We start from the raw sequence: 10,219 nt of genomic DNA, 5'->3' as shown, positions 1-10,219 counted from the left end.
CTCACACTCGAATCATTTTTATTCTTTTACTAACTCACAAGTCATCTTGCTAATGGGGGGGGAGTGAAAAGTTACAACTCTTGTGCAGCACTTATCGGAGTTGTGAGATCATTCTTTCCCCATACAATCAAACAGGGAGACGTAATTTCCGGCAAAATTGCTTTTAAATCTTTCTCTAACGACAGCAATAGTACTTTGATGGTATTTTGCGTTCTCCAGAAAAGATTGTAAGAAAAACCTTGAAAAACTTGAACAATTTGTGGAAACTTAATTTGTGGCAATTGAGCAGTCATTTCTATTACCCTCTGCGCCATCACTAGCGGTACAGGCTCTACAGGAATACCTGTACTATCTACTAATATTAGGCTTTCGACAATATTAGGCATTAATGCTGCTATAGTGGCAGAGATTCCACCTCCTACTGAATGTCCAATTAAATGAACTTTGTTAATATTTATTTTATGTAAAAATGCAATTAAAAATTTAGCATAGTCTTGATAATTCCAATTAATAACAGAGCCACTAGATTTCCCGAAACCTGGTAATTCTGGCGCTATCACTTGATAACGGTTGCATAAAACATTTAAAACTTCTTGATAAGGCTGAATGCCTACACCCCAGCCGTGTAAAAATAATATTGGCGTAGAAGTTTTTTCTATTCCTCCTTCTAAATAGAAAATTCTTTCTTTATTTACTTCAACTTGCTTTGCAGTAAAATTATAGGTCATATCATTTTCAATTTTGAAAGTTTTACCTATTAATGATATCTTTTAGTAGTTAACATAATGCCTATGTTGCATTTGTTACAATAAGGCTAAATTAGATATGTATTGACAAAATAAGTAAATTATATATGGAGGAGAAAAGCTCACCAATCCATAACTGATGCGCGATCGCCAGAAGAGCGGTAGAAAGCACGAGGGCGATCGCCTATAATAACAAAATCAACAGGGCATCACATACTCCAAGAACGTGATTGATCGCTAAAGTCACCCTCAATTTTGTCGTAACCGGAAAGAGGCTCATAAAGATTATCGGGTGCGTTTTCCGACTTCGGCTCCTTGGTATACTGAGAATCAAAGCCACTCCGCTCCATATAAGCATCCACTAAACCAGGGGAAATTCGTTGAGCTAAAAGAATTATCTTACCAGCATCGCCAACTACAACCTCGCGTTTTGGATGTTCGGCAGCTTCAACAATAGCTTTCGCCACAAGGCTAGGATCATATATGGGTGGTGTGGGCATTGGCTTGACACCCAACTTGGTACGCGCTTTATTAAACAAAGGCGTGTTAATACCTGCAGGCATAATTTGAGTAACGCTGATGGGGAGCTTTTGATGCATCAACTCAACTCGTAAAGATTCTAAAAAGCCATCGACAGCGTGCTTGGATGCAGCATAAGCACTTTGCAACGGTAAACTACGCTTTGCCTCCACCGATGTCACATGAATCAATGCTCCACGCCCTTCACGCTTGAGATGGGGTAGTGCTACCTTTGCGCCATATACCTGCCCCATTAAGTTAACATCAATAACGCGCTTAAATTCTTCCGGTGTTGTCACCTCAAAGGCAGCGTAAATTTCTACGGCGGCGTTGTGTACCCAGGTATCTAATCGCCCATATTGCTCAACAGAATAGTTAGCGATCGCTTGAACTTGATTAAAATCGGTTACATCCGCAACAATAGCTGTTGCGTCACCACCTAAACTGCGAATTTCTTCTACTAAAGATTCTAGTCCTTGCTGACTACGCGCTGCGACTACTACTTTTGCGCCTCTATTGGCAAATTGTAAAGCCGCATTGCGTCCGATACCACTTGAGGCTCCAACCACTGCGACAACTTGTTGATTAATTGGCTTGAGTTGCATTACTCATGCTCCTTAAACTTAGTTAGTACTTCTACTAATCAGATAAGTAAAAGCAAGCCGAGCTTTCATCAGTCGCAGGGTTGGCTTAACTTAATTGAGACGTACTCCTCCCTGTCTTCCGATAGTAATTGCGATCGAACTTGAATCAACGTCTGAAGGTGCAGAAGTAAGAATTACTTCCAAAATTCCTTTGGAATTGTCTGGGTTCAGCTTTGCTTCCATCGACTTTTGAATAAAAACTTTCTTATTTCTGTAGTAGCAGTTGATGGAGGCGGGCAAGTTCAAGTTGCGTAGGAGTACGTTTGAATTTTGGTTCAGCCTGCGCTCAGGTGTGTCACCAATGGCAATATACGAAATCACTTCGCCTGTCTGATTAACTAGACGCACACTCACCCTTTGATTAATCACCTTAATTGTCGTTAATGGCTTAGTTCTTGGTGGTAGCAGAGGCTGCTCTCTAGTTGATGGTTCTTCTGGTGGTAGCTGTGCGTGCAGTATTTGTGGTTTGCTATCTTGCTTTGGAATAGCAATAGCTGTACTGAAATTCAGTAAACTCGCTCCCACACCCAAAATAAGTAAAGAGATTAAGTGTTTCATATTATTTTGTAATTACTTGCTATCGCCCACTCTTTGCAAAATCACCTCAACTTCTGTAGGATTACCTCGGGTAATCACAAAATAAGCAGAAGTATTAATAAAGCGCAGTTTACCATTTACTGAAATTCTGGCTCTAATCGCGTAGGTACGATTGGGAACAATCGCTGCTGGATCATAAACTAACTCAAAGGCAAAGGGAACCTGTTTGCCATTAGTTGTAAAAGTTTGCTCTGATAGCGTTACAGCAGGAGCATCTTGCAAGGATACATCTTGAAGTTGAACTTGTACTACGGCATTAGAAGGTAAAGCAATTCTTTCGCGATACGTAACAGTACCTGTTACGCTGGCATTTGATTGCTCAGGTGAAGTTACAATCTCTTCTGGTGATACAACGTCATCTGGTTCTGGTTCAGCTTCTTGATTTTGCGCCGTAGCAAGTTGGTTACATAGTAACGTTAGAAACAAACCTATAATTAGACTTTTACCAACTTGGTAGATTATATTTTTCATTCAGATAATTTTATGTAATGCAAATCATTCAGATTTTACACTAATAGATACCCGACTTCTACAAGAAGTCGGGTATCTAAAAAAGCGGGTATCTATGAATTAGTCTTTAATTTCTGAGAAATGTTTGGACGATGGTGTTTCAAACACTTGGTGATAGAAAGTTCCTGCCAAAAATGCTCCCACGATTGGTGCTAACCAAAATAACCATAACTGTTGAATTGCCCAACTGCCAACAAACATTGCAGGACCTAAACTACGAGCAGGATTCACTGATGTATTGGTAACAGGGATGCTAATTAGGTGAATCAGTGTTAATCCTAAACCAATAGCGATTGGAGCAAAACCCTGAGGGGCACGGTGATCAGTAGCACCCAAAATAATTAGTAAAAACAAAAAAGTTAGAACTAATTCGGCAATGAAACAAGCTAATAATGAATAGCCTCCAGGAGAATGATCAAGTCCATAACCGTTAGTTGCTAGTGGATTTGTACCGCTCAGTGTAAATCCGGGTTTACCAGAAGCGATGAAGTAAAGAACTCCTGCTGCTGCTACAGAGCCAAATATTTGAGAGCCGATATAGACAAACAAATCAGAACTAGGAAAGCGCTTTGCCGCCACTAATCCAATAGAAACTGCTGGGTTAAAGTGACCACCTGAGATGTGTCCAATGGCATAAGCCATAGTCAATACTGTTAACCCAAACGCCAAAGAAACACCAACTAATCCAATTCCTAAAGGAAATCGTGTATTTTCAGCAAGTTTTGCGCTATTTGCTGTAAAAGCTGCTGCTAATACTGCACTGCCACAACCACCAAATACTAGCCAAAATGTTCCGATGAACTCTGCTAGACAACGCTTATACAGTGACATTTTATTAGTAACAAGATATCAGAAGTCATAGGCAAATACTATCAATGAGTATTGTTAATTAATAATTTATTCTGATTTTTTTTATTATTTTTGTTATTGAATAACAAAATAAATGAATAGATAATTTCTAAGTTTTTTCTAAAAACTCCTAAACGCACTAACTACCACATTAGTATCGATGACAAACCTATGCTCATTAGTCGTCATTTAAAATGGACTATTTTTTCAACCTTTATTTTCTCATCATAATATTGGGTTGTGCTGTTACAGCAAATGGCAAGTTAATGGCGTACACCCCACCCAGCCCTCCTCTTTCCAAGGCGAGGGCTGGGTGGGGTAGTGTACCTCACTAAGATGACAAGCGCTATATCATTAAAGCCTAGTAATAAATTATTAAGCTAATAGCTGAAGTCTGCTGAAGCCGACTGGAATTTTCCCGAATAATGCTTTTGCGATTTATACTCAGTAAATATGCGAATACCATTGCCATCAGCCTACTCTTGATTTGGAAACAAACCTTATCAGCTATAAATATAGATACTTGGTGCTGTGAAGCCATGAACACACAACTGGTAAATTCTTTATTTCAAGTCATCCAGTCTCTCTCTCCAGAGGAACGAGATCTGTTAGAACAGAAAATGAAAAAACCCGATTGGCGAGAAACACTGGATCGGATTGAGAAGTTACGTTCTGAGATTAACGCCCATCGTGGAGGAAAGCCATTAGATCCACCAGTAGATGAAATTATCCACCAAATGCGAGAAGAGCGCGATCAGCAAATTTTAAGTGCTTGCTTTCGGTGAATTATTCCCAGACGAGTCGTAAGCGAAGGTTATAGGATATTTATATAACTACTCGGCGCTGTGAAGCCATGAATACACAACTAGTAGATGGTCTAGTGCAAACTATCCAGTCTCTTCCTAAAGAAGAAAGAGCGCTTTTAGACGAAAAATTAAAAAGATCAGACGCACGAGCAGCTTTCCAAAAGCTGATTGATTTGGCAGACAAAATCAATGCGCGTCGTGGCGGTAAACCATTTGATCCACCACTAGAAGACTATATTAGACAAACAAGAGAAGAGCGTAATGAGCAACATGATGAACTTATGCGCAGTTGCTTTCCCACATCTGAGGTGAAATGACATCAGGTATAATTTGTGTTGATGCCAACTTGGTAGTGCTTTTGTTATCTAAAGGTATGTTGGAGTTGCGAGTTAGGGAATTGTGGAAACAGTGGTTAGATTTGAATTACACAATTGTTGCTCCAACCTTGATTCACTATGAATTTAGCAATGCTTTGCATCGCTCTACTATTGCGGGGCAAATGCTCCCAGAAGAGGCGGAGCAAACTTTGCTAGCGGCGATGAACTTGAATATCACACTTTACGGAGATGCTGATTTACACCGAGAAGCTTTGATGCTAGCGAGAAGTTTGAGACTACCTGCTACCTACGATGCTCACTATTTAGCGTTAGCTCAAAGATTAGAATGTGAGTTTTGGACGGCAGATAGACGGTTAGTTAACTCGGTACAAGCGACTTTGCCTTGGGTAAAGTTGGTATCATTAGACGCCTAATCACCGCTTTGGGCTATCAACTCCATCAGCGCTTTTGCCAAATACTCATACTGCTCTAACTTATTGTAAATCTGAGCGGATATCCTTACCAGCAGCCGGGGTGTTTCTTGCCAGGGAACTACTTGCACTTCAATGCCAAATTTATCGAATAACTCATCGTGTAAAGATTTGAAATTACGGTTTTCTAATTGAGCAGGCATTGGTATTACTGCCATTGAACCAATCATCTCATCTGGACATGGCACTGACACACAAAGCGCTTCACAAAGTAGTTGTCTTGCTGCCAATACTAATTGATGATTTCGCAGCATTAACTCATCCCACCCACTAGGTAACAGCGAACCCATGAAGGAAATTGCCTCTGGTACGCACATGTAAGCTGTAGGATCGTCTGTTCCCATCCAGTCAAATTCTAACTGAAACCGTGTTTTATCTGTTCGTGGTGAGTTTGCACCGTGGCTAATTGTCAATGGACGAATTTCTGGCTGTTTATCTCGTCGCACATACAAAAACGCTGCTCCCTTCGGCGCACACAACCACTTATGACAATTACCTGTATAATATGTTGCGCCAATTTTCGGCAAATTCAAGGGTAACATTCCCGGTGCATGAGCGCCATCTACAAGTACATCCACACCTCGCTCACCTAACTCCTGCACCAACTGCTGAATGGGGAATATTAATCCTGTTTGGCTGGTAACATGATCTAAAAGTGCCAATCGCGTCTTGGGCGAAACTTGCTCAATCGCCGCTTCTACTACTTGTTGTGAGTAGTCTAGAGGGAAAGGAATTTTTGCTACCACCACCCGTACACCAGTGCGACTGGCGATGAAATCGAGTGCGTTGCGACAAGCGTTGTATTCGTGGTTGGTTGTGAGTATTTCGTCGCCTGGTGAAAAGGTGAGCGATCGCAATACTGAATTAACACCAGTCGTCGCATTGGGAACAAATACCAACTCATCACTACTAGCCCCAACAAACGCTGCTAGTTTGCTTCTAGCATCATCCAGCAATCCTTCCCATTCTCTACCAAAAAAACGCAGAGGTTCTTGTTCTAGTTGCATCCGCAAGCGTTGTTGAGCTTCTAGCACAATTGAGGGGCAAGCACCAAAAGATCCATGATTGAGAAACGTCACAGTTGGATCTAGCAACCACAATTTATCCCAATTATCTGTCTTGGGGCGATCGGTCTGAAACATGGATTTAATTGGATGTTGTAAATTACTAGAACACTACCATTTCTTCTAAATCGTTCAACATTTGCTCAAAAAGGTCTTCCATCATCTGCTGATGAGATAGAATAGGGGGTCCAGTAAGAAATTCTTTGACTGATATTTTCTGTTCGCGAAAGTCTTTCACAAAATCCCTAACCTGAGAAATGATCTTGATTTCCGATTCAACTTGTGCCAACATCTGACCAATTACATCAATGTCTTCTCGGGCAGCTTTTCTGTAATCAGATACCATCTTTCCTTCTGGAGAACTTTTCACCTGCCGCAATTCCCGTTTTAGGTTCTCATATTGCATTTTGAGAAACTCATTGTCTTTTTCTAAACGAGTACACTTGCGCGTCAAGTCGTCCTCGCTGTCATAGGAAATTATTTCCCCCGCTTGGTGTTGCTGTTCAATTTCCAACAGTCTAGCCAAATCTCCATCTTGGTAGGCTTTGTTAATTTCTTTCATCACCTCTGTGTGATGCATCTGCTTCTCGCTGTCTGTTACCTTATCTGGATGAAAGATTTCCGCTAATCTCAGAAATGCTTGACGGATTCGTTTCGATTCATCAGTGCTGTTTCGAGAAGGAAATTCTACCTCCTGACGTGTTTGATGGTTTTGCTCAGAGAAATCATCTTCTTGCTCAAATGATTCAAAGTTTGTTTCTGGCTGTATGTCTTCTTCTTTTTTATTTATTCTTCGAGAGATTATTCCAGCCAATTGGAGGTTACGGTAAACCGCTTCTACATTTTTCCTGGTTTGTTTGCCAAACTTTCTCTTGGTTAAGATTTCATCGAACAGAGCATGGATTTCTTGGTCGATTTCGCCCATTTTTTGCACACCGGGGCTACTTTTACAAAATAGCTCCGTGGCTATAGAACGCATTTGCTCGACAAAGTTATTCAGTTCTGTTCGTTTTCTCTTTATTTGTTTGAGTATCTTTTGATGTTCTTTTTCCAGAACGTCTAAACGAATATGGAGGGATGAGAGAGCTAATGGTTTTGGTGTTGTGCTGGGTTGGGTTGGACGTTTTGCTGAACGAGGCATGGAAGGAGTGATTTCTTTTTAGGTTAAAAGGCAGCCGTATACAGCTTAACTTATCGCGTTCCTCCCTTCTTTATTCAAATCAGAAGCCCGACTTCTTGAAGAAATCGGGCTTCTGTTTAAACTCCCCAGGCTGGATTCGAACCAGCGACCAATCGATTAACAGTCGATCGCTCTACCACTGAGCTACTGAGGAATGCTCTCAACGATTTCTAATATTAGAGCAAGTTTTTCTAAATGGCAAGTACTTTTGAAAAATTTTTTGAAATTTTTTTTAGGTTCATCCCGAGAGACATTTTTTCCGGCATATTTGTCTGGAGTATCGTGCAAAACGAACTTGACTATGCTACAATTTAAATGTATGAGAATAAATCTACCCACCCTGAAGCATTTCAGCTAGACGCTGACGTGCCTTAGCGTCAATGTTATTTGCTAAGAATCTACTTTTAGATTGCTTTGTTGATTGAGATTTCTGCCGTACTCGACAAACTGTGTTTTGTACGTCATAACATAACTGTTGTGCTGAACGCCATTCTGCCCCGTACCCCTGTACCACTAGTTGCTGCGCTCGATCTGATGTGGCAACAATCACTCTGGATATGTGAGCTTGAGCTACCATTGTGCGTAGAGAGGCACAAACCTTTTCTATATATGTATCTGCCGTTTGATTAAAATCTGTGTAGTAAACAGACAAAAGTTGATTAATAACTTCTTTATTACTACATGTATTTTGGTATTGAGCATCAAACACTATTTGAGTTTCATAACCCTCAAAAGCACTGTAACTAGTCAAAGCTTCGACTAGTTCATAGCGTGCGGCTTCTAGTCCGGCACTATCACGGGTTTTCTTCAAGCAAGGCCAAGAGCCTATTATATTGTAGCCGTCCACTAACAAAACGGCTTTGGGTATGGCACGGGACATGGTTTTTAATCACAATTTTCTAGAGTTGACTGTTGACATTATTCATAACTCTCATACTAATTCAAGCAACCTTTGTAACACAATGTTACAAAAAAGAAATAATGCTGTAGGAAGACAAAAGTTACTCAAAAAAATGGTTATCAGCTAACTTCGTTGTGTAACTCCATGAGGCATTGCTTAAGACGCTCTGGCTCTCCTTGATCCACTAAAGATCCTTTTTCAAGTAAAAAAGCGCCATCACAGTAATTTAATTCTTCTAGACGATGTGTCACCCAAAGTGCTGTGATATGCCGCTGTTTAACTAGGTTACGGACACTAGTGACTAAATCCAGTTGACTATCTGGATCAAGTAAAGCAGTAGGTTCATCTAATAGCAAAACCTCACTGTGACGAGCTAAAGCACCAGCGATCGCCACTCGCTGTTTTTGTCCTCCACTGAGAGCATAAATAGGACGTCGCAGCAGTGGTTGTAAATTCACTGCGCCTAAAGCTTCTTCAACTCTTGCTCTAACAACTGTCGGCGAGAGTTTTTCTTCCACCAGTCCAAAAGCCACATCAGCACCAACGGTAGGCATCACCAGTTGATGATCTGGATTTTGAAACACAAAACCAATCGGAGGCACAATCTGAACTTTGCCAGATTGAGGAGTTAGTAAACCCGCCATTAGTCTGAGTAAAGTTGATTTGCCACTGCCATTGGTACCCAAGAGCATCCAAAATTCACCCTTGGGTACTTTTAAAGAGCAAGATTTGATCACTTTCTCTCCTGATGGCCAGTTGAAGTTTAAATCTTTGACCTCAATGCCCAGTTCCGCCATTTATACACCACTAGTTAAATGTTCAGCAAATAAATTGAGGCAGGGTGTAGGGGTAAGACAGTAATCACTACACCCCACACCCTGTCATCTCAAATAAGCAAAATTTATTACTCGGCTGTGAGAGCAAAGAAACCAGGGGGTCTAGCACTTCCACTTGCTGTACCTTCTTTCTGAGAAATCTGTACTCCAGAAATCTCACTGCTACGGATAGCCACTTTCTTCTCAATCTTGCCTTCAGAATTGAGTTCCAAAATTTCTGGATTGCCAGAGCGCATGCTCGTCACAATTTGCTGATACACTGCTTCAGCATCCTCAGCTGACTTGATTTGTACTGATATGGGTATAGCTGTGTTTCTTACCGTTAGGTCAATAGTAAACATTTGCCGTACTGATAAATTTAACCGTCGGACTCATTTTAGCGAAACCTTGGCGTATCGGGGGGGAGACAAAGGGAGTGGGGGAGAATGTGAGTGAGGGAGAAAATAAACTCTAATTCTCCCCTACTCCCCTACTTCTCCACGGTTCAGGTTAAAAAATATTAAAATTTGTTAAAAAAACTGTACCAATATGAGTGTTTTGCCTTTAATATGATGAATAGAAGTAAATAATTGTTAACTAGATTAACAACCTAGTTACTATCCTGGATGTAGACAGCTAAAAAATGGCAGTCTAGATACAGAGGTGAAAAACCTGAACTTATAAGATTTGGAGATTCGTTCACATGACCATCGCAGTTGGACGCGCCCCCAGTAGAGGGTGGTTTGACGTTCTCGACGACTGGTTGAAGCGCGATCGCTT

The 10,219-nt window shown here is 40.9% G+C and carries 13 protein-coding genes and 1 tRNA gene; 3 read left to right on the top strand and 11 right to left on the bottom strand.

Features of this window, described 5'->3' with window-relative positions; all coding sequences use genetic code 11:
• Nucleotides 1-71: 71 nt before the first annotated feature.
• The 5 genes from ICL16_RS29735 to aqpZ form a co-directional block, all read right to left on the bottom strand.
• A complete protein-coding gene (locus tag ICL16_RS29735) occupies nt 72-728 on the bottom strand; it encodes an alpha/beta fold hydrolase (protein WP_190835205.1) in 657 nt (218 codons plus the stop codon).
• A gap of 227 nt (nt 729-955) precedes the next feature.
• Nucleotides 956-1,870, bottom strand: coding sequence for an SDR family oxidoreductase (locus ICL16_RS29730; RefSeq protein ID WP_190835204.1), 915 nt, complete (start codon nt 1,868-1,870; stop codon nt 956-958).
• A 90-nt stretch (nt 1,871-1,960) separates the two neighbouring features.
• Nucleotides 1,961-2,467 (bottom strand): hypothetical protein, encoded by a 507-nt coding sequence (locus tag ICL16_RS29725; RefSeq protein WP_190835203.1) that lies wholly within the window; start codon nt 2,465-2,467, stop codon nt 1,961-1,963.
• 12 nt (nt 2,468-2,479) lie between these two features.
• Nucleotides 2,480-2,977, bottom strand: coding sequence for a YbaY family lipoprotein (locus ICL16_RS29720; protein ID WP_190835202.1), 498 nt, complete (start codon nt 2,975-2,977; stop codon nt 2,480-2,482).
• 99 nt (nt 2,978-3,076) lie between these two features.
• Complete coding sequence (gene aqpZ / locus ICL16_RS29715) at nt 3,077-3,847, bottom strand: aquaporin Z (RefSeq protein ID WP_190835201.1); 771 nt, start codon at nt 3,845-3,847, stop codon at nt 3,077-3,079.
• Between the two features lie 443 nt (nt 3,848-4,290).
• Here aqpZ and ICL16_RS29710 point away from each other — a divergent pair, with 443 nt between their 5' ends.
• From ICL16_RS29710 to ICL16_RS29700, 3 genes are all read left to right on the top strand, one after another.
• Complete coding sequence (locus ICL16_RS29710; protein WP_238361020.1) at nt 4,291-4,650, top strand: hypothetical protein; 360 nt, start codon at nt 4,291-4,293, stop codon at nt 4,648-4,650.
• 68 nt (nt 4,651-4,718) lie between these two features.
• Nucleotides 4,719-4,988, top strand: coding sequence for a hypothetical protein (locus tag ICL16_RS29705; protein ID WP_190835200.1), 270 nt, complete (start codon nt 4,719-4,721; stop codon nt 4,986-4,988).
• Entirely contained in the window at nt 4,985-5,422 is a 438-nt protein-coding gene (locus ICL16_RS29700) for a type II toxin-antitoxin system VapC family toxin (RefSeq protein ID WP_190835199.1), read from the top strand. Before ICL16_RS29705 ends, ICL16_RS29700 begins: the two co-directional genes overlap by 4 nt.
• On the opposite strand, the gene ICL16_RS29695 is transcribed toward ICL16_RS29700, so the two are convergent.
• The 6 genes from ICL16_RS29695 to ICL16_RS29670 all read right to left on the bottom strand — a co-directional run bounded on the left by ICL16_RS29695 (nt 5,419) and on the right by ICL16_RS29670 (nt 9,801).
• Nucleotides 5,419-6,621, bottom strand: coding sequence for an aminotransferase class V-fold PLP-dependent enzyme (locus ICL16_RS29695; RefSeq protein WP_190835198.1), 1,203 nt, complete (start codon nt 6,619-6,621; stop codon nt 5,419-5,421). The genes ICL16_RS29700 and ICL16_RS29695 overlap by 4 nt on opposite strands.
• 25 nt (nt 6,622-6,646) lie before the next feature.
• The gene (locus ICL16_RS29690; protein WP_190835197.1) at nt 6,647-7,684 is read right to left on the bottom strand and encodes a J domain-containing protein; all 1,038 of its coding nucleotides are present in this window, start codon (nt 7,682-7,684) and stop codon (nt 6,647-6,649) included.
• Nucleotides 7,685-7,805: 121 nt separating this feature from the next.
• Nucleotides 7,806-7,877 (bottom strand) — tRNA-Asn (locus ICL16_RS29685).
• Nucleotides 7,878-8,054: 177 nt separating this feature from the next.
• Nucleotides 8,055-8,603: an NYN domain-containing protein gene (locus tag ICL16_RS29680; protein WP_190835196.1), complete on the bottom strand. Its 549-nt coding sequence runs from the start codon at nt 8,601-8,603 to the stop codon at nt 8,055-8,057.
• A 140-nt stretch (nt 8,604-8,743) separates the two neighbouring features.
• Entirely contained in the window at nt 8,744-9,421 is a 678-nt protein-coding gene (locus tag ICL16_RS29675) for an energy-coupling factor ABC transporter ATP-binding protein (RefSeq protein WP_190835195.1), read from the bottom strand.
• 107 nt (nt 9,422-9,528) lie between these two features.
• Nucleotides 9,529-9,801: a UPF0367 protein family gene (locus ICL16_RS29670; protein WP_190835194.1), complete on the bottom strand. Its 273-nt coding sequence runs from the start codon at nt 9,799-9,801 to the stop codon at nt 9,529-9,531.
• Nucleotides 9,802-10,219 lie beyond the last annotated feature (418 nt).

The sequence above is a fragment of the Iningainema tapete BLCC-T55 genome, assembly GCF_014698965.1.
GTDB classification, from domain to species: Bacteria; Cyanobacteriota; Cyanobacteriia; order Cyanobacteriales; family Nostocaceae; genus Iningainema; species Iningainema tapete.
Note: the sequence above shows the minus strand (reverse complement) of the source record. Positions and strands in the feature narration are given on the sequence as shown.

What these genes read in the sequence shown, in the direction of transcription:
- ICL16_RS29725 (WP_190835203.1), bottom strand. Translation starts at nt 2,467, where the DNA reads ATGAAACACTTAATCTCTTTACTTATTTTGGGTGTGGGAGCGAGTTTA.
- ICL16_RS29710 (WP_238361020.1), top strand. Translation starts at nt 4,291, where the DNA reads ATGCTTTTGCGATTTATACTCAGTAAATATGCGAATACCATTGCCATC.
- aqpZ (WP_190835201.1), bottom strand. Translation starts at nt 3,847, where the DNA reads ATGTCACTGTATAAGCGTTGTCTAGCAGAGTTCATCGGAACATTTTGG.
- ICL16_RS29730 (WP_190835204.1), bottom strand. Translation starts at nt 1,870, where the DNA reads ATGCAACTCAAGCCAATTAATCAACAAGTTGTCGCAGTGGTTGGAGCC.
- ICL16_RS29670 (WP_190835194.1), bottom strand. Translation starts at nt 9,801, where the DNA reads ATGTTTACTATTGACCTAACGGTAAGAAACACAGCTATACCCATATCA.
- ICL16_RS29675 (WP_190835195.1), bottom strand. Translation starts at nt 9,421, where the DNA reads ATGGCGGAACTGGGCATTGAGGTCAAAGATTTAAACTTCAACTGGCCA.
- ICL16_RS29705 (WP_190835200.1), top strand. Translation starts at nt 4,719, where the DNA reads ATGAATACACAACTAGTAGATGGTCTAGTGCAAACTATCCAGTCTCTT.
- ICL16_RS29695 (WP_190835198.1), bottom strand. Translation starts at nt 6,621, where the DNA reads ATGTTTCAGACCGATCGCCCCAAGACAGATAATTGGGATAAATTGTGG.
- ICL16_RS29680 (WP_190835196.1), bottom strand. Translation starts at nt 8,603, where the DNA reads ATGTCCCGTGCCATACCCAAAGCCGTTTTGTTAGTGGACGGCTACAAT.
- ICL16_RS29700 (WP_190835199.1), top strand. Translation starts at nt 4,985, where the DNA reads ATGACATCAGGTATAATTTGTGTTGATGCCAACTTGGTAGTGCTTTTG.
- ICL16_RS29735 (WP_190835205.1), bottom strand. Translation starts at nt 728, where the DNA reads ATGACCTATAATTTTACTGCAAAGCAAGTTGAAGTAAATAAAGAAAGA.
- ICL16_RS29690 (WP_190835197.1), bottom strand. Translation starts at nt 7,684, where the DNA reads ATGCCTCGTTCAGCAAAACGTCCAACCCAACCCAGCACAACACCAAAA.
- ICL16_RS29720 (WP_190835202.1), bottom strand. Translation starts at nt 2,977, where the DNA reads ATGAAAAATATAATCTACCAAGTTGGTAAAAGTCTAATTATAGGTTTG.